At 64.1% G+C, this 23,187-nt stretch carries 20 protein-coding genes and 1 riboswitch; of the genes, 7 read left to right on the top strand and 13 right to left on the bottom strand.

What is annotated here, in order from left to right; all coding sequences use genetic code 11:
- Positions 1-225: 225 nt before the first annotated feature.
- From BJF92_RS06465 to BJF92_RS06460, 3 genes are all read right to left on the bottom strand, one after another.
- A complete protein-coding gene (locus BJF92_RS06465; protein ID WP_075633912.1) occupies positions 226-996 on the bottom strand; it encodes a cytochrome c biogenesis CcdA family protein in 771 nt (256 codons plus the stop codon).
- Between the two features lie 402 nt (positions 997-1,398).
- The gene (locus BJF92_RS25515; protein ID WP_158032204.1) at positions 1,399-1,575 is read right to left on the bottom strand and encodes a hypothetical protein; all 177 of its coding nucleotides are present in this window, start codon (positions 1,573-1,575) and stop codon (positions 1,399-1,401) included.
- Positions 1,576-1,877: 302 nt separating this feature from the next.
- Entirely contained in the window at positions 1,878-2,930 is a 1,053-nt protein-coding gene (locus BJF92_RS06460; protein ID WP_075633911.1) for a L,D-transpeptidase family protein, read from the bottom strand.
- A 259-nt stretch (positions 2,931-3,189) separates the two neighbouring features.
- Between BJF92_RS06460 and BJF92_RS06455 the strand changes: the two genes are divergently transcribed.
- From BJF92_RS06455 to gcvP, 5 genes are all read left to right on the top strand, one after another.
- On the top strand, positions 3,190-4,311 hold the full coding sequence (locus BJF92_RS06455) for a mechanosensitive ion channel family protein (protein ID WP_075633910.1): 1,122 nt from the start codon (positions 3,190-3,192) through the stop codon (positions 4,309-4,311).
- Between the two features lie 278 nt (positions 4,312-4,589).
- Positions 4,590-4,955, top strand: a complete 366-nt coding sequence (locus BJF92_RS06450; RefSeq protein ID WP_075633909.1) for a hypothetical protein — start codon at positions 4,590-4,592, stop codon at positions 4,953-4,955.
- A 216-nt stretch (positions 4,956-5,171) separates the two neighbouring features.
- Positions 5,172-5,275, top strand: a riboswitch (glycine riboswitch).
- A 158-nt stretch (positions 5,276-5,433) separates the two neighbouring features.
- Complete coding sequence (gcvT, locus tag BJF92_RS06445) at positions 5,434-6,573, top strand: glycine cleavage system aminomethyltransferase GcvT (protein ID WP_075633908.1); 1,140 nt, start codon at positions 5,434-5,436, stop codon at positions 6,571-6,573.
- 150 nt (positions 6,574-6,723) lie between these two features.
- The gene (gene gcvH, locus BJF92_RS06440; protein WP_075633907.1) at positions 6,724-7,086 is read left to right on the top strand and encodes a glycine cleavage system protein GcvH; all 363 of its coding nucleotides are present in this window, start codon (positions 6,724-6,726) and stop codon (positions 7,084-7,086) included.
- Positions 7,086-9,953: an aminomethyl-transferring glycine dehydrogenase gene (gene gcvP / locus BJF92_RS06435; RefSeq protein WP_075633906.1), complete on the top strand. Its 2,868-nt coding sequence runs from the start codon at positions 7,086-7,088 to the stop codon at positions 9,951-9,953. Before gcvH ends, gcvP begins: the two co-directional genes overlap by 1 nt.
- Positions 9,954-10,153: 200 nt before the next feature.
- Here gcvP and BJF92_RS06430 read toward each other — a convergent pair whose 3' ends face one another.
- The 9 genes from BJF92_RS06430 to BJF92_RS06390 form a co-directional block, all read right to left on the bottom strand.
- Positions 10,154-11,995, bottom strand: coding sequence for an ATP-binding protein (locus BJF92_RS06430; protein ID WP_158032203.1), 1,842 nt, complete (start codon positions 11,993-11,995; stop codon positions 10,154-10,156).
- A gap of 292 nt (positions 11,996-12,287) precedes the next feature.
- Positions 12,288-12,680: a Fe-S cluster assembly scaffold SufA gene (sufA, locus tag BJF92_RS06425; RefSeq protein ID WP_075633973.1), complete on the bottom strand. Its 393-nt coding sequence runs from the start codon at positions 12,678-12,680 to the stop codon at positions 12,288-12,290.
- 168 nt (positions 12,681-12,848) lie between these two features.
- On the bottom strand, positions 12,849-13,229 hold the full coding sequence (locus BJF92_RS06420; protein ID WP_075633972.1) for an SUF system Fe-S cluster assembly protein: 381 nt from the start codon (positions 13,227-13,229) through the stop codon (positions 12,849-12,851).
- A gap of 22 nt (positions 13,230-13,251) precedes the next feature.
- The gene (locus tag BJF92_RS06415; RefSeq protein WP_075633904.1) at positions 13,252-14,499 is read right to left on the bottom strand and encodes a cysteine desulfurase; all 1,248 of its coding nucleotides are present in this window, start codon (positions 14,497-14,499) and stop codon (positions 13,252-13,254) included.
- Positions 14,500-14,724: 225 nt separating this feature from the next.
- Complete coding sequence (gene sufD, locus BJF92_RS06410; protein WP_075633903.1) at positions 14,725-15,999, bottom strand: Fe-S cluster assembly protein SufD; 1,275 nt, start codon at positions 15,997-15,999, stop codon at positions 14,725-14,727.
- A gap of 10 nt (positions 16,000-16,009) precedes the next feature.
- Positions 16,010-16,765 (bottom strand): Fe-S cluster assembly ATPase SufC, encoded by a 756-nt coding sequence (sufC, locus tag BJF92_RS06405; protein ID WP_075633902.1) that lies wholly within the window; start codon positions 16,763-16,765, stop codon positions 16,010-16,012.
- Positions 16,766-17,018: 253 nt separating this feature from the next.
- Positions 17,019-17,360 (bottom strand): GIY-YIG nuclease family protein, encoded by a 342-nt coding sequence (locus BJF92_RS06400; protein WP_075633901.1) that lies wholly within the window; start codon positions 17,358-17,360, stop codon positions 17,019-17,021.
- Between the two features lie 77 nt (positions 17,361-17,437).
- A complete protein-coding gene (gene sufB / locus BJF92_RS06395; protein ID WP_075633971.1) occupies positions 17,438-18,907 on the bottom strand; it encodes a Fe-S cluster assembly protein SufB in 1,470 nt (489 codons plus the stop codon).
- A 164-nt stretch (positions 18,908-19,071) separates the two neighbouring features.
- Positions 19,072-20,238, bottom strand: coding sequence for a cysteine desulfurase family protein (locus tag BJF92_RS06390; protein WP_075633900.1), 1,167 nt, complete (start codon positions 20,236-20,238; stop codon positions 19,072-19,074).
- Positions 20,239-20,472: 234 nt separating this feature from the next.
- Between BJF92_RS06390 and BJF92_RS06385 the strand changes: the two genes are divergently transcribed.
- Together BJF92_RS06385 and BJF92_RS25055 are read left to right on the top strand one after the other, a co-directional pair.
- The gene (locus BJF92_RS06385; RefSeq protein WP_075633970.1) at positions 20,473-21,150 is read left to right on the top strand and encodes an alpha/beta hydrolase; all 678 of its coding nucleotides are present in this window, start codon (positions 20,473-20,475) and stop codon (positions 21,148-21,150) included.
- A gap of 397 nt (positions 21,151-21,547) precedes the next feature.
- Positions 21,548-21,952, top strand: coding sequence for a hypothetical protein (locus tag BJF92_RS25055; RefSeq protein ID WP_143523935.1), 405 nt, complete (start codon positions 21,548-21,550; stop codon positions 21,950-21,952).
- Here the strand turns inward: BJF92_RS25055 and BJF92_RS06375 are convergent.
- Positions 21,889-23,016: an anhydro-N-acetylmuramic acid kinase gene (locus BJF92_RS06375; protein ID WP_075633898.1), complete on the bottom strand. Its 1,128-nt coding sequence runs from the start codon at positions 23,014-23,016 to the stop codon at positions 21,889-21,891. The two genes, BJF92_RS25055 and BJF92_RS06375, sit on opposite strands and share 64 nt — an antisense overlap.
- Positions 23,017-23,187: the final 171 nt, after the last annotated feature.

The raw sequence follows: 23,187 nt of genomic DNA, 5'->3' as shown, positions 1-23,187 counted from the left end.
TGCGCGCATACCTTCTTCTCAAGCATATGCATCGCTGCAACCGTTATCTTTTGGTTGTGATTTATGAGTCCTGAGCCTAGGGCATCGGTCCGAAAAGTGGGAACCGGTTTTCGGATAAATCCGATGCGGAAACAAAGGCCTAGAGCAGCGAACTGCGTGCCATTTTCAGTCCGATGCTCTAGGTCTTGAAGCATCGGACGGCACGTCGTTTTCAGGCCCATGCCGTCAACCGATCCGCGTCAGGATGGGAAAGGTCTGCTGGAACCAGATCGCCGCAAGGCTGACCCAGCCGAAGACGAAGGCGAGGCCTGCCAGCACCAGCAGCGCGCCGATGACCTTCTCGACCAGGCCGAGATGGCGGCGGAAGCGGGTGAGAAAGCGCATGAAGGCGCCGGAGAAGGCCGCGGCGATCAGGAAGGGAATGGCGAGGCCGAGCGAATAGAAGGCGAGCAGCAACGCGCCGCTGCCGACCGTTTCGCGCACGGCGGCCACCGCCAGGATGGTGCCGAGCACGGGGCCGATGCAGGGTGTCCAGCCGAAGGCGAAGGCCAGCCCCATCAGATAGGCGCCCGACAGCGTCGCCGGCCGGCCGGCGCCCTGGAAGCGGGCCTCGCGCGCGAACAGGCCTATGCGCAGCACACCGAGAAAATTCAGCCCCATGGCGATGATCACCAGTCCGCCCAGCTGCGCCAGAAGGTCGATATGCTGGCGCAGCGCCATGCCGATCGAGGACGCGCCGGCGCCCAGCGCGACGAAGACGGTGGAAAAGCCGAGCGTGAAGCAGAGCGCCGCCAGAAGCACGGCCTTGCGCGCGCCGGCCGCAGGCGAACCGGAAGGGCCGCCCACCGCGACAGGCACAGCCCCCTGCCCGCGAAACTCGTCCACGGTGATGCCGGCCATATAGCAGAGATAGGGCGGCACCAGCGGCAGCACGCAGGGCGACAGGAAGGACAAGGCGCCCGCAACGATCGCGGTCCAGAGAGAGAAGTCGGCCATGGGAGCATGCTTTCAGGCAGTTGACGCAAGAGCGCCGCGGGTGGCGCACGGCGTGATCGCCCGCTTCGCGCCCACGCCGTGATCTCTTTGCCCTTGCAAATGTCCTGCCCGCAAGGCCGCAGATTGTCTCACGCCCCGGCGCGGTCGCGTCGCCTGAAGCAAAACCACGAGGTGAGGGTGCGCTGACGTCCTGTTTCACCCTCGGCGCGCAGCACCGGGTGAAAGCATCCAGAGCCTTGTTTTCCCGTCCGATTCACGGCGAAACACAGGCCCGATAGCTCGGGCCGGCGCTGTGACGTGCATCCCGCTTCACATCGGATCACATCTCGTTTCACCCAAGCCGTTTTCTCTTCGCCGGATCGACCGTCGCTCGCGTGACGGCGCCCCTGCCGAGCAAAGCCTTCAGCTGGCGCGCGTCGAGGCGTCACCGGCGAGGAAAAGCAGGATCATGGCGAAGATGCCGAAGAGAAACCCCAGAATGCCCCAGACGGACGAATCTCTCCCGCGCCGCCTTGCCATATTCGCCGTGAGGAAACCGAACAGCAACGCAAAGGCAAACCAAATAATGATAAGGATCAACTCTCACCCCCTGCTCCGTTTGACGGAGCGAACGACCGACCGAACCGCGTGCATCATCGAGTTCGCGACGCATGAAAGCGCGCACCGAACGCCGTCGACGGCCCCGGCCCCGGGGAAACTCAAAGATTGCAGGTGAGGATAATCATTTCCTATGGTTGTATGCAACCATTTTTAGAATGTTCGGATTCTCTATCGCATAACGCGATCTCGCCGAGATTCTGTCGCTCTTGCGCTTTGTGTTTGCATCGGATTTTCCGAAAATCCGGGTCCCGCTGTTCGCTCCCCGGCGCCAATGCGCCAAATCACTCGCCCGGAAAGGGATCGGCGAGCGCCGCTTCGGGCCGGCTGACCGGATATTTGGTGCCGGAGACCTTCGCGGCCATGGTCTTCGGCCCGGCCTGCTGCAGGATCGCGCGGAAGCTCTTGTGCATGCCGCCATCGACATAGGCGCTCATCGAGGAAGAGACCGGCAGGCCGCCGGCCAGCGCGGTATCGACCTTGCTTTCCTCCGCCTGCAGCCGCGCCGTCAGCGTGGCGTCGAGCAGATCGGTCGCGGGCGGGCAGGCGGCTACGGGGTTTTCCGGCTCACCGCCGGCAAAGTCCTTGTTGAACACATAGCGGCCGCCGCAGGCCGAGACCTTGGGCGGGCGGCGGGTGATGGAAAAGGCATCATAGCCCTCCTTCAGCGTGCGCCAGAAGGGCATGTTGGGATCGCCGCGATGAGCGGCCATGTTGGCGGCGGTCATGCGGAATGGATAGGCCTGAACCTGGAAACTCTTCTGCCCGCTTTCCAGCGCCTTGGCGACGATGGCGTAGATCTCGCCCACGCCCTTGTCGGTCATGGCATAGCAGCCGGAGGACGAGCAGGCGCCATGCACCATCAGCGCCTCGCCGGTATAGCCGAGCGCCTGTTCCAGCCGGTTCGGATAGCCGAGATTGAAGGAGACGTAATATTGCGACTTCGGATTGAGCTGTCCGGCCGACACCGAATAGAAGCCCTCCGGCGCCTGCCGGTCGCCGGCCTTCGTCTTCGGACCCAGTTTTCCTGACCAGCGGCACATCGGATAGGTCTTGAACAGGGCGAAATTGCCTGACCTGTCCGCCTTCCAGATTTCCAGCTCGCTCTCCTGCTTGAAGATGCGCACCAGGACAGGGCTTTCCGGCGTCGTGCCCTTTGCCGCCATCTGGGCCTTCACCTGGCTGGAGAGCTGCGGCGCCTGGGCGACATCCTCCAGCGCCAGACAGCCAGACAGGACGAGGCCGAGCGCAGCCACGGCCGTAAGCCGGCGCAGGGCAGGCAGCAAGGTGCCGGCAGCGGCGGCATGGGGCGAACGAAGCAGAGCGGATCGGAACATGCGGCCTCCTTGACGGCAGGATCGCGGCGAAGTTGTGTCGGCAAAGGCTGGGCGACAGGCGGACCATCCTGACGTTCTGATGCGCCGTTTTGCTGAATCTTTCCTTAACCAAAGGGCCGCCGGCTGTCGCCTCGCAAAGCTGTGATGTCGGCTGCAAAGCTTCTGGCGAGGCTCGTCCTTATGGTCAAGTCCGGCGGCAAGCAAAGCGCTTGCGCGCTACCCCCTTCCCATTATTGCATCGCACCCTAGCCTTTTGTGCATGCGCCAGATCCTGATCCAAATCGAGACGGAACTGAACTGGGTGCCCAGCTGGGTGTTCAGTCTCGTCATCCTCGCGGTCTTCTTCGCGTTCGGGCTCTTCGTCCACCGCGTGACCTATCGCATTCTCACCCGGCTGGTCGCCACGCGCGATCTGTTCTGGCGCTCGCTGGTGCAGCGCACGGAGCGGCCGGCGCGGCTGCTGATTCTCGTGATGGCGCTGGCCTTCGCCGTCACGCTTGCGCCCTTGAGCTATGACCAGGCGAGCGTGCTGCGCCATGGGCTGCTGATTGCTTTCATCGCCGTGGTCGCCTGGATCGCCAAGACGGCGCTGCACATCTGGACGATCGTCTATCTGCGCCGCTACAAGCTCGATGCCGAAGACAATCTGATGGCGCGCAAGCATGTGACGCAATCGCGCATCATGGAGCGGATCGCGTCCCTGATCATCGTCGTCGTCGGCTTCGCGGCCGCGCTGATGACCTTTCCCGCCGTCCAGCAATATGGCGTCAGCCTGCTGGCCTCGGCCGGCGTCGCGGGCATCGTGCTGGGTCTGGCGCTGCAGCCCGTGCTGAAGAACCTGCTCGCCGGCATCCAGCTCGCCATCACCCAGCCGATCCGCATCGACGATGCGCTGCTGGTCGAGGGCGAATGGGGCAAGGTGGAGGAGATAACCTCCACCTATGTCGTGGTGAAGCTGTGGGACTGGCGCCGTCTGGTTCTGCCGCTCAGCTATTTCATCGAGAAGCCCTTCCAGAACTGGACGCGCGAAACCGCCTCGCTGATCGGGACCGTGATGGTCTATCTCGACTATGACGTTCCCGTGGCGGCCATCCGCAGCAAGGCGGAGGAGATCGTCGCTGCCTCGCCGCTGTGGGATCGCGATGTCATCAATGTGGCGGTGACGGACCTGAAGGAGCAGACGATGGAGATCCGCATCCTCTGTTCTGCGCCGAATTCGGGCATGGCCTTCGACCTGCGCTGCGAAATGCGCGAGAAAATGATCGATTTCATCCGCACGCATTATCCGGGCGCCCTGCCCCGCATGCGCACGGAAATCGCGGCGACGGCCGCAGGTACAGGCGCCGGCATTCCCATGGCCGCGGCCGCGGCCGCTTCGTAAATCGCCATGAAAACAGCGCCTTATCCGCATTGTTTCGAATTGTCTTAAAAGCCTGCCCGTCTGACCCCGCCTGTTCGGATGGCGTTGCCGCCCGAGCCTCCCAAGACGGAAAGCCTGGCTATACTGGGCATCCGAGAGAAATTCCGTAAAATTTGCAGCAAATACGGCAGCTATTCTTGAGCCCTCGTTGACGTGCAGTCCGTACAGTCGATTCGTGACCGTGGATAACCCGATTTTTCTTCATCCGGTTCACGTTTCGAAAGGCAGGGCTCAATGTCATGACCCAAGTCGTCACCGTATCGGCGACCACGGCGGCTTACGCCGCCGAGGCGATTAAGCCGAAGGCACGCATGGCCGGCGATCAGCCGGCGGACGAGGCGATCACGCTTCTGCAGACCAGGCCGCCGGGCGAAACCGCCAAGCCGCGCATCGTCGAGCCGAGCGCCAGCAATACCGGCCTGTCCCTGATGCTGATGGAGCGCGGCTGGCAGCTGCAGCAGGAAACCTATGCCCGCGTGCTGCGCCACTATGCCGAGATGATGGAAGACGGCGAGCCCCAGCGCGACGACCAGCCGCCGGCCGAAGACCAACAGGCCGAGGAAGAAGAACAAGCCGCCTTCGATCCGCTCAGCGCCTTCGCCTGATGCTTTGACTGACAGCGCTCTGTCCGCATCGGCCTGCGCTGCCCGATATGCCGATCCTTTCCGTTTCCCTTCCCACTTCCAAAGTCTCATCCTCGCGCTTCTCGTTGCGCCGTCTGCGCCGCCACAGATCCGTCGCGCCTTGTGGGCTGCGACGAAATTTTGTCCAGCAACGACACGGCCCCCTTGCCAAGCGCCCGCGATCGTCTTTATTGGAGAACGACCGCGTTGGGAGAATCCGGTGCCTCGACATTGATCGGGACGCCGGTGCCGAAGGAGCAACCGCCCCGGAAACTCTCAGGCCCAAGGACCAGCGCCGGCCGGTACAATCTGGAGAGAAGCGACCTCACGTGTCGCTCGCCGAAGGGATAACAATCTCAGGCAGAAGGGACAGAGGGGGCTCGAACCAGACGGCGTCACGCGACGCCGCATCGTTGAGCCGGCGCGCGGCCTGTCCGTGCGCTTGACCTGGAGACCGGATGTGGACGATCACGCCAGCCTGAAACAGACCCCGCTTGCCGCGCTGCATCGCGCGCTCGGCGCCCGCATGGTGCCCTTCGCCGGATATGAGATGCCGGTGCAATATCCCGCCGGCGTTCTGAAAGAACATCTCCACACGCGCGCGGCCGCCGGCCTGTTCGACGTGTCGCATATGGGGCAGATCCGCATCCTGCCCGCGAGCGGCAAGGTCGAGGATGCGGCCGCCGCGCTGGAAACGTTGGTTCCGGCCGATATTCTGGGGCTGGGCGTCGGCCGCCAGCGCTATGCCCTGTTCACCAATGCCGCTGGCGGCATTCTGGACGACCTCATGGTCGTCAACCGCGGCGATCATCTCTTCCTCGTCGTCAACGCCGCCAACAAACACGCCGACTTCGCCCATCTCCAGGCAGCCCTGTCCGAGAGCTGTTCGGTGGAGATGCTCGAAGACCGCGCCCTGATCGCGCTGCAGGGCCCGCGCGCCGAGGCCGTGCTGGCCGAGCTCTGGGCCGATGTCACCGCCATGCGCTTCATGGATGTGGCCGAGGCCGCCCTGCACGATATCGACTGCCTGATTTCCCGTTCCGGCTATACCGGCGAGGACGGGTTCGAGATCTCCGTGCCGGCGGCAAGCGCCGAAGACCTCGCCAGGCGCCTGCTCGAACATCCCGACGTGCTGCCGATCGGCCTTGGCGCGCGCGATTCCCTGCGGCTGGAAGCCGGCCTCTGCCTGCATGGCAACGACATCGACCCGACGACCAATCCGGTCGAGGCGGCGCTGACCTGGGCAATCGGCAAGGCCCGCAAGCCGGCCGGCGCGCGCGCCGGCGGTTTCCCCGGCGCCGATGTCGTCTTCGCCGCGCTGGAAGCCGGCCCGAAGCGGCTGCGCGTCGGCCTGGCGCCGGAAGGCAAGGCCCCGGTGCGCGCCGGCGTCACGCTTTTTGCCAGCGAAGACGGGCAGGAGCCGGTCGGCTCCGTCAGCTCGGGCGGCTTCGGCCCCAGCGCCGAGCGGCCCGTGGCCATGGGCTATGTCGACAGCGCCCATGCCAAGCCCGGCACGGCCCTGTTTGCCGAGCTGCGCGGCAAGCGCCTGCCGGTTGCGGTCGCCGCCCTGCCCTTCGTCGCGCCGACCTTCAAGCGCTGAGGCCGTGCGCTTCTGACCTTCGCGGGAACAGACGCGCGGGCCACCCCTTCTTCCAGACCATCCATCCTCCGGCCATCCTCCGGACACACCACCTGGACGCCGCGCTTTTCCGCAATCACGCCGGCCTCCGCCGAACCAAGGAACCGATCCATGCTGAAATTTACCGAAGAGCACGAATGGCTGAAGATCGAAGGCGATGTCGCCACTGTCGGCATCACCCGCCATGCCGCCGACCAGCTCGGCGATCTCGTCTTCGTTGAACTGCCGGAAGAAGGTGCCAGCTTCGAGAAGGGCGCGAGCGCGGCTACGGTCGAATCGGTCAAGGCAGCCTCCGACGTCTATTGTCCGCTGGATGGCGAGATCGTCGGCATCAACCCCGCGATCGTCGAGGATCCGGCGCTGGTCAACAGCGATCCGGAAGGCGATGGCTGGTTCTTCAAGCTGAAGCTCGCCGATCCCTCCGCCGCCAATGCGCTGCTGGACGAGGCCGCCTATAAGGAGCTGATCGCCTGATGAGCGAGGATTTCCGCTTTACCGATTACGAGCCCTATGATTTCGCCAATCGCCGCCATATCGGCCCCTCGCCCGAGGAAATGGCCGAGATGCTGAAGGTGATCGGCTATCCCACGCTCGATGCTCTCATTGACGATACCGTGCCCTCGGGCATTCGCCAGAAGGTGCCGCTGTCCTTCGGCGCGCCGATGACCGAGCGCCAGGCGCTGGACAGACTGCGCGCCACGGCCAACCTCAACAAGCCGTTCGTCTCGCTGATCGGCCAGGGCTATTACGGCACGATCACGCCGCCGGTGATCCAGCGCACCATCCTGGAAAATCCGGCCTGGTACACGGCCTACACGCCCTACCAGCCCGAGATCAGCCAGGGCCGTCTGGAAGCCTTGCTGAACTACCAGACCATGGTCTGCGACCTCACGGGCCTCGACATCGCCAATGCCTCGCTGCTGGACGAGGCGACGGCGGCGGCCGAAGCCATGGCGCTGTGCCAGCGTGTGGCCAAGAACAAGGCCACGGCCTTCTTCGTGGACGCCAACTGCCATCCGCAGACAATCGCGCTTTTGATGACCCGGGCCGAGCCGCTCGGCTGGAGCCTCAAGATCGGCGATCCCTTCGCCGATCTTGACCCGACCGAGGTTTTCGGCGCGCTGGTGCAATATCCCGGCACGCATGGGCATGTGAGCGACTTTTCCGGCCTGGCCGCACGCCTGCGCCAGACCGGCGCGATCCTCGCCGTCGCCACCGATCTGCTGGCCCTTACCGTGCTAAAGTCGCCGGGCGAAATGGGTGCTGATATCGCCATCGGCTCGGCCCAACGCTTTGGCGTGCCGGTCGGCTATGGCGGGCCGCATGCGGCCTTCATGTCAGTCAAGGATGCGCATAAGCGCTCCATGCCCGGCCGCCTTGTCGGCGTCTCTGTCGATTCGCGCGGCAACCGCGCCTTCCGCCTGGCACTGCAGACGCGCGAGCAGCATATCCGCCGCGAAAAGGCGACCTCGAACATCTGCACCGCACAGGTGCTGCTGGCGGTCATGGCCTCGATGTATGCCGTCTTCCATGGGCCGAAGGGCCTGAAGGCGATCGCCCAGCGGGTGCATCTGAAGGCCGTCCAGCTTGCAAAGGGTCTCGAAGCGCTCGGCTATACCATTGCGCCGGACCGCTTCTTCGACACCTTCACGGTCGAGGTCGGCCGCTTCCAGGGCGTCATCCTCAAGGCCGCGCTCGCCGAGGGCATCAACCTGCGCAAGGTCGGTGAGGATCGAATCGGCATCAGCCTGGACGAGCGCTCGCGTCCCGCGACCATCGCATCCGTGCTGCGCGCCTTCGGCGGCGACGGCGCACTGATCGAGGTGGGCGAGAAGGACCATCGCCTGCCGGCCGATCTGCTGCGCACCAGCGATTATCTCACCCATCCGATCTTCCACATGAACCGGGCAGAAAGCGAGATGACCCGCTACATCCGCCGGCTCTCGGACCGCGACCTCGCGCTCGACCGGGCGATGATTCCGCTTGGCTCCTGCACGATGAAGCTCAACGCCACGGCGGAGATGCTGCCGATCACCTGGCCGGAATTTGCCGAGATCCACCCCTTCGCGCCGGCCGATCAGGCGGAAGGCTATCGGGTGATGATCGAGGACCTCTCGGCCAAGCTCTGCCAGATCACCGGCTATGACGCGATTTCCATGCAGCCGAATTCCGGCGCTCAAGGCGAATATGCCGGTCTTCTGACCATCCGCGCCTATCATCAGGCGCGCGGCGAGCATCATCGCGATGTCTGCCTGATCCCGACCTCGGCCCATGGCACCAATCCGGCTTCCGCCCAGATGGTCGGGATGAAGGTGGTCGTGGTCAAGGTGCGCGAGAATGGCGATATCGACATGGAGGACTTCCGCGCCAAGGCCGAGGCCCATGCCGCCAACCTCTCCTGCTGCATGATCACCTATCCCTCGACCCATGGGGTGTTCGAGGAGAATGTGCGCGAGGTCTGCGAGATCGTCCATGCCCATGGCGGGCAGGTCTATCTCGACGGCGCCAATATGAACGCCATGGTCGGCCTCTCCCGTCCCGGCGATATCGGCTCCGATGTCAGCCATCTCAACCTGCACAAGACCTTCTGCATCCCGCATGGCGGCGGCGGGCCGGGCATGGGGCCGATCGGCGTCAAGGCGCATCTGGCGCCCTATCTGCCGGGTCATCCCGAACAGGCCAATTCCACGACGGCCGGCGCCGTCTCGGCCGCGCCCTTCGGCTCGGCCTCGATCCTACCGATCTCCTGGGCCTATTGCCTGATGATGGGTGGCGAAGGCCTGACGCAGGCGACCAAGGTGGCGATCCTCAACGCCAACTACATCGCCGCCCGGCTGAAGGGCGCCTTTGAGACGCTCTATGCCTCGGCCAGGGGCCGCGTGGCGCATGAATGCATCCTCGACACCCGCCCGCTCGCCCAGAGCGCCGGCGTGAGTGTCGACGACATCGCCAAGCGCCTGATCGACTGCGGCTTCCACGCGCCGACCATGAGCTGGCCGGTGGCCGGCACGCTGATGGTGGAACCGACCGAATCGGAGACCAAGGCCGAGATCGACCGCTTCTGCACCGCCATGCTGGCGATCCGCGAGGAAGCGCGGGCGATCGAAGACGGGCGGATGGACAAGGCCAACAACCCGCTGAAGAACGCGCCGCATACGGTGGAGGATCTGGTCGGCGAATGGGACCGCCCCTATTCGCGCGAACAGGCCTGCTATCCGCCGGGCGCCTTCCGGGTGGACAAGTACTGGTCGCCGGTCAATCGCGTCGACAATGTCTATGGCGACCGCAACCTCGTCTGCACCTGCTTGCCGCTGGAAGCCTATGCCGAGGCGGCGGAGTAGACTGCCGAAAAAGATCAGAGGCCTCGCCTGTGGCGAGGCCTCTTGGCGCGCAAGCATCGGGCTGAAAATCGAAGGCGCAGCACGCGACACGACCGCCTGAGCGGGTTTACGCGTCGTTGTGCGACGTGCGCAGATGCCGTGCGAAGATCCTCCAAGCGACCGCGAAAAACGCCCCGGCCTCCCCGCGCAGCGAAGCGGTTCTATCGCCGAGCTGTGGACTTTATCGCCGGCAGGGTCAGGACGAAGCAGGTGCCGCCCTGATAGTCCGTATCGAGTTCGATGGTGCCGCGGTGGCTTTCGGCCACGCGCTGGGCGAGCGCCAGGCCGATGCCGGTTCCCGGATAGACGCTTTCGTCGCGATGGAGCCGCTGGAAAACCTCGAAGATCTTCTGGGCGTAACGCGGCTCGATGCCGATGCCATTGTCCTCGAAGAGGATCCGCACCGTATCCTTGGTCCCTGTCCCGCTGCGAATGCGGATATAGGGGGCCGCGTCCTGGCGGCGGTATTTGACGGCATTGCCGATGATGTTCTGGCAGAGCCGGGCAAGCAGCGCCTGGTCGCCTATCACATCCGGCAGCTCGCCGATCTCGATCACCGCCTCGGCATCGGCGATCGAGCTCGCCAGATTGATCAGCGCCTCCTCCACCGGCTGGCGCAGATTGAGCCGCTCCGGCGTGACGATGGCATCGGCCACGCGCGCATAATCCAGGAGGCTGTCGATCATCTTGCGCATGCGCCGCACCGCCTGGCGCAGGTGATCGGCATAGACCGGCGCCGAGGCATATTCGCCGCGCTGGATGTCCTCGCACATCATTTCCGAAAACATCGACACATGCCGGAGCGGCGCCTTGAGATCGTGCGAGACCGTGCCGGTGAACTGGTTCAACGCATCGTTCTTGCGCTTGAGCTCGCGTGCCTGCTCCTCGATTCGCTGCTGCTGCTCCTTGAGCATGCTGATATCGCGTCCGATCGCGACATATTCCAGCAGGTGGTCGTCCTCGAATGCGGCGATAGAGGACCAGAAGATCCAGATTTCCTCGCCATTGATGCTCTTCATCCGGTCTTCGTAACGGGTGATGGGCTGTGTCGGCGTCAGCGCGGTCAGCGCCAGCCACAAGGGATCGTCCTCGCCCCCCTTCAGAAACTCCTGAACCCTGTGCCCGAGATAAGCCTCCGCGCTGCTGCCTCGGAACCGCGTGAAATTCTCGTTGACGAACGTGATGGTGCCATCGGGCGCGAAGCGCAGGAGGAAATCCGGAATATGCTCGATCAGCGTCTTGCACTCGAAGCGCTGCCGTTCCAGAGCGATCTCCGCCTCGCGCAGCTCCGTCACATCGGCGCGGATGCCAACCACCGCGCCGCTTGGCGTGCGGATGTTTTCGACCCGCATCCAGCGCCCATCGCCGAACGGCATGATGCGGGTGCGCAGGGTCGGCTCGCGAAATTCCTGCATGTACCGGTCGATGATGATTTCGATCATCGCCTCATCCACACCTGCCGGCGCGCCGCCCAGATGAAGCCAGTCGCCGATCAGCTCGCGCACCGACAGGCCCGGCCTTGGCGTCAGGCCGGCGATCTCGCAGAGACGCTCATAGGCCTCGTTGAAAGCGAGCAGCTTTTCCTGCTCGTCATAGATTGCCACGCCCTCCGTGATGGCCTGCAACGCCGCCCACACAATATGCGCGCTGCGCAGATCGAAGGGCGAAGTGCCCGACTCGACATCGCGGAATACGTACAGGCTGGCTCCATCGGCAAGGGCATGCCGACGATGACGGCACACGGCCGAGCTGCCATCCGGGCGCAGCAGCCGGACACTGTCGCTTTTTTCGTCCGGCGAGATGACGAAATGTTCCAGGGGGCGAGCGGTGAGGCTTTCAGTCGCAAACAGGCAGCGGGCAGCGGCATTGGCGGATCGTACGCGTCCATCCGCGCCGACGATCAGAATAGGGTCGGGATTATCGGCATAGAGCGCCTGCATGAGATCCGACGGATCGATCGCATCCGCGAGCCTGCCTGCCCTCGGTTCTCCTGCGCCCGCCACGATCATTCCCTCCTGCACCGACACACCAGTCCAGCCGTGCCCCTGGCGGCAGCCCGACAGATCCTCCCAGCACCATCCAGAGCGGGGCGCTGTCATTCCATGCCGTTCAGCCTCCCCGCTCAGGCGGCATCGGGCCATAGCAGTTACGCCTCACCTGCACCCCCCTCGCCAAGGCGCCAGGGCTGACGATCGCGGCGGTCGTTCGAAAGCGGCGTGAGTGCTCATCTTGATCTGCCATCGCAGCCGATGGCTCGCCCGACCCGCGAGACAAGTCAATCAGCCGGAGACAAGGTCAGGAAGCGCGCACCACCGCTTCGCCGCGCGCGGCCAAAGCCGCGAGATCCGCCGGTTTCAACTCGACCGACTCGCCGCAGCCGCAGGCCGAGGTCTGGTTGGGATTGCTGAAGGTGAAGCCGGAACGCAGCGTCGTCGTTTCGAAATCCATGCGCGTGCCCAGCAGGTAGAGCACCGCCTCCGGCGCCACATAGACGCGCGCGCCCTGATGCTCGATCAGATCGTCCTTCGGCTGCACCTCGGTCACCAGATCGATCGCATATTCCATGCCGGCGCAACCACCCTTGCGGATCGACACGCGAATGCCTTTCGCCGGCTCGCCCGAATTATCCACGATCTTACGAACGCGCGCTGCCGCCGCATCCGTCATGCTCATGACTGCAAAAGCCATTTTCATCATCCCTGCTCGCCGCCGAGGTCAAGTTTCGGCGCCTGCTATACAAATAGATGTAAATCGCGCGCGGGCGCTAATCAAGGCGCATCACCAGACTTGGCGATGTGCGCCCGGCCGCGCGTCTCCTGGCGGACAATCGATGAAGCGGTCCCCGTGAGGGCGGGCTCAATACCAGCCGATCGCCACCTGGGCCTCTTCCGACATGCGGTCCGGCGTCCATGGCGGATCGAAGGTCATGGTGACCTCGACGCCCGAGACACCTTCGACCGCTCCGACGGCATTCTCGACCCATCCCGGCATTTCGCCAGCGACAGGGCAGCCAGGCGCCGTCAGCGTCATGGCGATCTTGACCGTGCGGTCGTCCTCGATGTCGATCTTGTAGATCAGGCCGAGTTCGAAGATGTCGGCCGGGATCTCCGGGTCATAGACGGTCTTCAGCGCCGCCACGATGTCGTCCGACAGGCGCGCCAGTTCGTCGGCGGGAATGGCGGAATGCACCAGATTGGCGCGCACATCCGGCTTTTCGTCGGGCTTGTCGTCGGTCATCTCGAGAGCCATCGAAATCTCCTCAGGAAAAGAAGCGGCGCGCCATGTCGAGCGCATCGGCGAGCGCGTCCACTTCCGCGCGGGTATTGTAGAGCCCGAACGATGCCCGGCATGTGGACGTGACACCGAAGCGTGTCAAGAGCGGCTGGGCACAATGGGTGCCAGCGCGCACGGCCACACCGGCCCGGTCGATAACAGTCGAAATGTCATGGGCATGCACGCCGTCGATCGCCAGCGAGAAGATCGCGCCCTTGCCCGGCGCCTGGCCGATGATGCGCAGCGCATTGATCGCCGAGAGCCGCTCGCTGGCATAGGCGGTCAGGTCCGCCTCATGCGCGGCGATGGCCGCGCGGCCGAGGCTTTCCATATAGTTCAGCGCCACCCCAAGGCCGATCGCCTGCACGATCGGCGGCGTGCCGGCCTCGAACCGGTGCGGCGGATCGTTGTAGGTGACATTGTCGAGCGTGACGTCGAGGATCATGTCGCCGCCGCCGAGGAAGGGGCGCATGGCCATCAGCCGGTCGCGCTTGCCATAGAGCACGCCGATGCCGGAGGGGCCGTAAAGCTTGTGGCCGGTCATCACATACCAGTCGCAATCAATGTCGCGCACATCGACCGGCATGTGAACGGCGCCCTGGCTGCCATCGACCAGCACAGGGATGCCGCGCTCGCGGGCGATGCGGCAGATCTCCTTGACCGGAACCACCGTGCCCAGTGCATTCGACATATGGGTGATGGCAATCAGCTTGGTGCGCTCGGTGAGGCACGCCTCGAAATCGGCAAGATGGAAAGCGCCGTCGTCATCGACAGGTGCCCAGACCAGCTTGGCGCCCTGCCGCTCGCGCAGGAAATGCCAGGGCACGATGTTGGAGTGATGCTCCAGGATCGACAGGACGATCTCGTCGCCCTCGCCGATATTGGGCATCGCCCAGCCATAGGCGACCGTGTTGATCGCCTCGGTGGAGGACTTGGTGAAGATCACCTCGTCCAGCGAGCCAGCATTGAGGAAGCGTCGCACGGTTTCGCGCGCGCCCTCATAGGCTTCGGTCGCGGCATTGGAGAGGAAATGCAGGCCGCGATGCACGTTGGCATATTCGTTGGAATAGGCGTGGGTGACCGCGTCGATCACCGCCTGCGGCTTCTGTGCGGAGGCGCCATTGTCCAGATAGACCAGCGGCTTGCCATGGACGGTGCGCGACAGGATCGGAAAATCGCGCCTGACGGCCTCGACATCGTAGGCCGGAGCAAGCTTCTGCGAAGAAATCGTCATAGTGGATGAACTCCCTGAGCGATGGCGCAGGCCCTGCGCGGCGCCTGTCCGGCCTCGCCCGTCTCCGGGCGGATATTGTTGCTGGCGGGCGGCGCCCTCTCAACTGGCTCAAGATCCGCCAGCCCCGTCAGCCACGTTGCCGGGCAAGACAGACCGGCAAATCCCAGGCCTTTGACCGTCGGCGCCATGGCAGGGTCAAACGTGACCATGCCATGGCGAGAACCGTCAGGCGTGGCTGTCCAGCCAGCCTTCGATGATACCCTCGAGCGCGGCGACGAGCGCTTCGTCCTCCAGCTCCTCGACCACCTCGTCGACGAAGGCGTTGATCAGCATCTGGCGTGCGCGCTTTTCCGGAATGCCACGGGCCTGAAGATAGTAGAGATGCGTCGGGTTGAGGTCGATCACCGTCGCGCCATGGCCGCACTGCACGTCGTCGGCGAAGATTTCCAGCTCCGGCTTGGCCGAGAAATCGGCCTCGTCGGACAGAAGCAGCGTGTTGCACGCCATCTTCGCATCGGTCTTCTGCGCGTCCTGCGCCACGCGGATCTGGCCCTGGAACACGCCGCGCGCCCGGTCGAACACCACGTTGCGGATGATCTCCGTCGAGGTCGTGTTCGGCACGTCATGGCCGAGCGTAAAGGTCAGGTCCGTATGGCTCTCGCCGCCCATCAGATTGACGGCCCGCAGCTTGAAATCCGAGCCCTCACCATTGACGACGCCATGCACTTCCTGGCGCACCAGCTTGCCGCCGGCATTGATAACGAACAGGCGGAACTGTGCATCCGCGCCCAGCTCGAAATTCAGCTGGCCGAGATGGGTATCGGCGGCGCCCTGTTCCTGCACCAGGATCCAGGTGACATCGGCGCCATCCTCGATAATCAGGTCGCTGACGCTGCTGACCAGCGCACCCGTCTCGCTTTGCGACAGATGGCGCTCGATCACGGTGGCCCTGGAGCGCATGCCGAAGGTGACCGGGAAGCGCAGATGGCTCTGGCCGGCGCCCTGGACGATCTGCAGCTCCAGCGGCTGGGCGAGAGCGCTGTCGTCGGCAAGCGAAATCTCCAGCCCGTCGCGCACGAAGCTGCCGTTCAGCTGACCGATGGCATCGTCATTGCCGCGCGCGGCGAGATCCCCGGCGGCCGTGCCGCTGAGCAGCGACTGTGCATAGGTCGTGACCGTCAGTCCCTCGGGCGCATTCGATCCATCGGCATGACCGCCGACCACGCGCAGGACGGCGGAGCCGGCCACCAGCGGCTCGACGCCGCGGGCAAAGGCCGTCGCGTCGAAGGCGGGAATGCTGCGCAGGAGCGCGCGCAGGTCGGTGTAATGCCAGGCCTCGACGCGGCGCGTCGGCAGGCCCGAAGCCTTCAGCTCGGAGATCAGCGTGTCGCGCGCCGAGAGCACGGCACCATCGCCCGGCAGATCACCGAGCTGCTGGGTATAGGCGTCCATCAGCGCGGTCTCGGCCGCTGTCATGGGGGAAGCGGTGTGAGCGGTCATGCGTCGCTCCTCAGGCCGCTGCGCCGATGATGTCGGCATAGCCATTGGCTTCCAGTTCATGCGCCAGTTCCTTCGGACCGGACTTGATCACCTGGCCCTTGTAAAGAACATGGACGGTATCCGGCACGATATAGTCGAGCAGGCGCTGGTAGTGGGTGATGACGATCACGGCGCGATCGGGCGAGCGCAGCGCATTGACGCCATCGGCAACGATCTTCAGCGCGTCGATGTCGAGGCCGGAATCGGTCTCATCCAGCACGCAGAGCTTGGGCTGGAGCAGCGCCATCTGCAGCACTTCCGCACGCTTCTTCTCACCACCGGAGAAGCCAACGTTCAGCGGACGCTTCAGCATGTCGGGCGCGATCTTCAGCTCGGCGGCGGCTTCCTTCACGCGGCGCATGAAGTCAGGCGTGGAAAGCTCTTCCTCGCCACGATATTTCCGCTGCTCGTTCATGGCCACCTTGAGGAACTGCATGGTGGCGACGCCGGGAATTTCGACCGGATACTGGAAGGCCAGGAAGATCCCCTTGGCGGCGCGCTCCGAAGCGTCCAGCTCAAGAATGCTCTCGCCATTGTAAAGGATGTCGCCCTCGGTGACCTCGTAATCCTCGCGGCCCGACAGGATGTAGGACAGGGTCGACTTGCCCGACCCGTTCGGCCCCATGATCGCGGCCACTTCCCCGGCCTTCACGGTGAGGTTCAGGCCACGAATGATCTCGGTGCCATCCTCGGCGATGCGGGCGTGCAGGTTCTTGATCTCAAGCATGTTCAGTTCCTGTTCATAGGGCGGGTCAAGGCCGCCGGCGGTCGTTTGTGCACCGGGTCCGGTGCTGTCATTTGTCCGGGCAAGACGCTGACTGTCGGATGCATCCCCACAGCCACCGTGCCCTTTGCGGTTCGGCAGTAGATCCTCGGGACAAGCCCGAGGATGACGAAGCTAACTCTGACGCCTCTGCCAATTTCGCGAAGTGCTTTCCCATTCCGTCATCCTCGGGCTTGTCCCGAGGATCTGCTGCGGTTCAATTATAATCGTTCCAGCGCGTCGTATTCCGATGCGGCATGTAGGGGTTGTCGATCCTGTCGATCTCTTCATAGAGATCAAGCCAAGTCGGATTAAGCTCCTCGATCAGTCTGATCTTCCATTCCCGGCGATATCGCTTGAGCGACTTCTCGCATTGTATGGCAAGAACGATGTTGGGGTGGCGCTCAAACCAGATGAGGTTCTTTGCTTGGTACTTCGACGTAAACCCCTCACGCACTTCATTACGATGTTCCCAAATGCGTCCCTGCAGATCGCTGGTCACACCGGTGTAGATGACGCCGCGCGGCTTGTCTGACATCATGTAGACAAAGCCGCACATTGTCCTGCCTTTGGCTCAGCAGATCCTCGGGACAAGCCCGAGGATGACGGCGTGAGACTTGGCAGTCGGAGCTCCCATCAGCCCACAGACCCCTCAAGCGAGATCCCGATCAGCTTCTGCGCTTCCACCGCAAATTCCATCGGCAGTTCCTGGATCACTTCCTTGACGAAGCCGTTGACGATCAGGGCGATCGCCGCTTCCTCGGGAATGCCGCGCTGCAGGCAGTAGAACAGCTGATCCTCGGAGATCTTCGAGGTGGTCGCCTCGTGCTCGAACTGAGCGGTGGCGTTCTTGGCCTCGATATAGGGCACGGTGTGCGCGCCGCAGCGGTCGCCAATCAGGAGCGAGTCGCACTGGGTGAAGTTGCGCGCATTGGTGGCCTTGCGGTGGGCCGAGACCTGGCCGCGATAGGTGTTCTGCGAGACGCCGGCGGCGATGCCCTTGGAGATGATGCGGCTCGATGTGTTTTTGCCGAGATGGATCATCTTGGTGCCCGAGTCGATCTGCTGATGGCCGTTGGAGACGGCGATCGAGTAGAACTCGCCGCGGCTGTCGTCGCCGCGCAGGATGCAGCTCGGATATTTCCAGGTGATGGCGGAGCCGGTTTCGACCTGAGTCCAGGAGATCTTCGAGCGGTGGCCGCGGCAATCGCCGCGCTTTGTTACGAAGTTGTAGATGCCGCCCTTGCCTTCCTTGTCGCCCGGATACCAGTTCTGGACGGTGGAATATTTGATCTCGGCATCGTCAAGCGCCACCAGCTCGACCACGGCGGCATGCAGCTGGTTCTCGTCGCGCTGCGGCGCGGTGCAGCCTTCGAGATAGGAGACATAGGCCCCTTCCTCGGCGATGATCAGCGTGCGCTCGAACTGCCCGGTGTTCTTCTCGTTGATACGGAAATAGGTCGACAGCTCCATCGGGCAGCGGACGCCCTTGGGCACGAAGACGAAGGACCCGTCGGTGAAGACGGCCGAGTTCAGTGTGGCGTAATAATTGTCGGTCGTGGGCACGACCGAGCCCAGATATTGGCGCACGAGATCGGGATATTCGCGAATGGCTTCCGAGATCGACATGAAGATCACGCCGGCCTTCTTCAGCTCTTCCTTGAAGGTGGTGACGACCGAGACCGAGTCGAACACGGCGTCCACCGCGATCTTCGAGGTCTTCACGCCGGCCAGGATCTCTTGCTCGCGCAGCGGAATGCCGAGCTTCTCATAGATCTTGAGGATCTCCGGATCGACCTCGTCGATCGACTTCGGACCGCTCTGGCTCTTCGGCGCGGCATAATAATGCAGGTCGTTGAAGTCGATCTTCGGATAGTCCACGCGGGCCCAGCTGGGCTCCTCCATGGTCAACCAGCGCTTGTAGGCGTCCAGCCGCCATTCCAGCATCCAGTCCGGCTCCTGCTTCTTGGCGGAGATGAAACGGATGATCTCTTCGGACAGGCCCTTGGGCGCCTTGTCCATCTCGATGGCGGATTCGAAACCGTATTTGTACTGGTCGACGTCGATCAGGCGCACCTGGTCGATCGTTTCCTGCACAGCAGCCATGGCTTTCTCCATCTGCCGGCGCTTTTTGCCGGGCTTGCTTTATCAATCGTCTGTCGTCTGTTGGCGCCTATGTAAGGGGCGCCGTGTCGATTTTCATCCGCCTGCCCGGCATTTCCCGGGCTTTTCCGACGCTTTTGCGCGGCTGCGAAGGGTTCGAGCAAGGCTCAGGCTGCCACGCCGGCCTCCCGCTTGCGCGCGGCGATCCGCCCGATGGCCGCCACCACGCGCTCCACCTCGTCCTCATTCGTCTGTGGCCCGAGCGAGAGGCGCAGCGCGCCTTCTTCCCCCTTGACGCCCATGGCGTCGAGCACGGGGCTGCGACCGACCTTGCCGGACGAGCAGGCCGAACCCGAGGAGACGGCAATGCCTTCGAGGTCGAGCGCGATCTGCAGCGTCTCGGATTTAAGCCCCGGGATCGTCACGAGGCTGGTATTGCCGATCCGGGCCGCAGCTGCGCCATGAATCACCAGGCCGGGCACGGCCGCCCGCATCCCGCTCTCCAGCCGGTCGCGCAAGGCCGTCACCTGCGCCATGCGCGGTTCGAGATCGCGGGTTGCAACATGCGCCGCCGCGCCGAACCCGGCCACGCCCGCGGGGTTTTCCGTGCCGGAGCGATGCCCCTTTTCCTGCCCGCCGCCGCGCATCAGCGGCGCCGGCATCAGCATCTCGCCGCGCGATACCAGCGCGCCGACGCCCTTCGGGCCACCCAGCTTGTGGGCCGAGAGAATCAGGAAATCCGCCCCAAGCGCCTCGATCGACAGGGCAAGACGCCCGGCTGCCTGCACCGCATCCACCACCAGGACCCCGCCGGCGCAGCGAACTGAGCCCGCAACCTCGGCCACGGGCTGGATCACGCCGCTCTCATTGTTGGCGAGCATCACGGCCACCATCGGCAGGCCGGACGTCGCATCATGTGCCTGCAGCGCCTCGTCCAGCTGGCCAAGATCGATGACGCCATCGCCATTCACCGGCAGAACCGTGATCCGGTCGGGGCTGAAGCGCCCGCCGGCCATCACGGCCGGATGCTCGACCGCCGAAACATACAGGCGGCCGATCGCAAGCGGCGTGCGGCCCATGCGGAAATCCGGCGTCAGCACCTGATTGGCGGCCTCGGTGGCGCCGCTGGTGAAGGTCACATGGGCGGGAAGCGTGCCACACAGGCTGGCCACCGACCGGCGCGCGGCCTCCACCATCTGGCGCGCCCGCCGGCCTTCGGCATGCACGGAGGAGGGGTTGCCCGGGCAATCGAGCGCGGACAGGATGGCCGCGCGCGCTTCGTCGAGAAGCGGCGCCGTCGCATTCCAGTCCATATAGATGCGCGCCCGGCTCATCGGTTCCGTTCCGTCTTGTGCCCCGCCCGGCCGCGTCCTCATCAAGGAAAGCGCTGTCACCGCATTTTCCTTGATATCGTCAGGCCGCTTGCCGTAAGAGACGACACCCGCGCGGCACCGGCCGCGCCAGAGTTTTTGAATGGTTCTAAACTGCGTTCTAGAAAAGCTGACTGCTTTCGTCAAGACAGCATGGGCAGGACGCGGCATGGCCGCCCCATTTTTTCCGGAGATGCAATGCCTGAAGTGATTTTCAACGGTCCCGCAGGGCGACTGGAGGGTCGTTACCAGCCGTCCAAGCAGAAGAATGCGCCGATCGCGATCGTGCTGCATCCGCATCCGCAGTTCGGCGGGACGATGAACAATCAGATCGTCTACCAGCTGTTCTACATGTTCCAGAAGCGGGGCTTCACCACGCTGCGTTTCAATTTCCGCTCGATCGGCCGCAGCCAGGGCGAATTCGACCATGGCGCCGGCGAACTGTCGGACGCAGCCTCCGCGCTCGACTGGGTGCAGAGCATGCATCCCGATTCGAAGAGCTGCTGGGTGGCCGGCTATTCCTTCGGCGCCTGGATCGGCATGCAGCTCCTGATGCGCCGGCCGGAAATCGAAGGCTTCATCTCGGTGGCGCCGCAGCCCAACACCTATGACTTCTCCTTCCTGGCGCCCTGCCCCTCCTCCGGCCTGATCATCAATGGCGAGCTGGATAAGGTCGCGCCGGAAAAGGACGTCAACAATCTGGTCGAGAAGCTGAAGGCGCAGAAGGGCATCCTGATCACCCATCGCACCGTGCCGGAGGCCAACCATTTCTTCAACGGCCAGGTCGAAACGCTGATGGCGGAATGCGAGGACTATCTCGATCGCCGCCTGATGGGCGAGCTGACGCCGGAACCCGCTGCCAAACGGCTTCGCTAACAGTCTATCCAATAATCGCCGTTGGCCGCCTGCAAATGGCAATTTCTGTGCTTCCGGTGCTCACGTACGAAAATACGCTGTGCTCCGGTTCTCGAAATCACTATTTTCGTCAGGCCAACGGCAATTCTTGAACAGACTGTAAGATCGGCCGCCGCAGCGGCGGAGCCGATCCGTGAACGGTCCAATCATGAGCGGAGGTCCTCGTCCCGAGGGCCTCCGTTTTTTTATGCGCCATCAAGCCGCATAAGCGCGCTCCATTTCGAAACAGGCTCTGCCAAGCCGGGATATCGCGAGGCACCATAAGCTAACCAAACTTTTGGCTGTCATATTGCGGCGTCTCTACACGTCAGGCGGGATGTGTTATAGAAGAGGCCGTCGGGATGTCGACGGGCTGAACATGATGCCCGTGTCCCACGCTCCCGACCTTGTCCTTGCGATGATATCGGAGGCCCGACATGATTTTGAGGCAGGTCGAAGGATTGATGGCGTTCTTGCGCGTTTTGTCGAACGCCTGCGCTGTGGCCTTTGTCAGAAAAGGCGGATGCGCATGACCCGGCTGAGCTTTCCCGCATCGAGCGACCTTGCCGAGCGGATCAAACGGGTCGCCGCGCTCCAGAACGTGACGGTCGCGAGCCTGCTTTGCGAGATGAGCGAACGGATGGTCGAGGAATTCGAGGCCTTCGAAAAATTTCGCCAGAGCGCGCAGCGCGGCCTCGTCGATGCCGGCGATGATCGCTCTCAGTCCGGCTCCGCCACCACGCCGCCCGTCACGGGCGCGCTCACCCCAGTGGTGCCCGGATAGGTCAGCGGCAGGCCTTTCAGCGCGCGCACCGCCAGGAACGCCCAGGCCTCGGCCTCCATCGCATCGCCATCGAACCCTGCATCCTCGGCCGTGATCACCTGGGCGCCCTCTTGCCCCGCGAGATCGCGTAGATCCTGCAAGATCACCGGATTGTGCCGTCCCCCGCCGCAGATGACATAGGTGCCGACCCGTTCCGGCAGGTGCCGGGCGGAGGCGAGAATCGCGGCGGCGGTCACGCGCGCCAGACTGCGCGCGCCCGCCTCCAGCGGCAGGCTGCCCTTTTCCGGCGGGGCGAAGTCGTTGCGGTCGAGCGCGCGGCGATGATTGCCGGTGAAGAAGGGATGGGCGAGGTAGCGCTCGATCAGGCCGGCATCGAGCTTTCCCGCCGCCGCCAGCCGTCCGTCGATATCGCAGGCCGCACCCGTATGCGCCTCCACCCATTGGTCGATCAGCGTGTTGCCCGGGCCGCTGTCGAAGGCGATCAGCTGGCCCGGATCCCGGCCGAGAAAGGTCAGGTTCGAGATGCCGCCAATATTGACGAAGACGACGGGCCGCGAAAGCTGCGCAGGCAGCGCCTCGGCAAGGGCGGCGTGATAGGCGGGGATGAGCGGCGCGCCCTGCCCGCCGTCCTCCATGTCGCGCGCGCGCATGTCGTAGACCGTGCGGATTCCGGTGGCGCGCGCCAGAGCGCCGCCGTCGCCGATCTGGACCGTCAGCCCCTCCTGCGGTCGGTGGAGCACGGTCTGGCCGTGAAAGCCGATCACGTCGATCTCGCCAGGCGTCAGGCTGTTGGCATGCAGGAAATCCTGCACCGCAACCGCATGCAGGGCGGTGAGATCCTGCTCCAGCCGCGCCAGCATGCCTGGCCTGTCAAAGCGCAGCCGGATCTGCCTGGCGACCTCCAGCCCATCCAGCAGCCGGCGGCGGAAGCTTGGGGGATAGGGCACGGCAAGCGAAGGTCCCCGCGCTTCGACACGCAGGCCGTCCGTGCGCAGGAGCGCGACATCGATCCCGTCGAGGCTGGTGCCGCTCATCAGGCCGATCGCGGTCAGGCTTGCGGTCATCGCCGTTCTCCTCTGCTGGCGCGGGCCTATTCAACAAACGGGTGCACAGTCAACTTTTTGATGATAATGGCGCCCGTGACCTTGCGCGTCCGCCAGAGCGCGCAGATGCATGACGGCGCGTCCGGGCGCAAGCCCCTCGCCGCCAGACCAGGACGAAGCGCTGGCCGATCC

Source organism: Xaviernesmea rhizosphaerae (assembly GCF_001938945.1).
Taxonomy (GTDB): domain Bacteria; phylum Pseudomonadota; class Alphaproteobacteria; order Rhizobiales; family Rhizobiaceae; genus Xaviernesmea; species Xaviernesmea rhizosphaerae.
The sequence above is the reverse complement of the archived record's forward strand: the minus strand, read 5'-3'. Positions and strand labels throughout refer to the sequence as shown.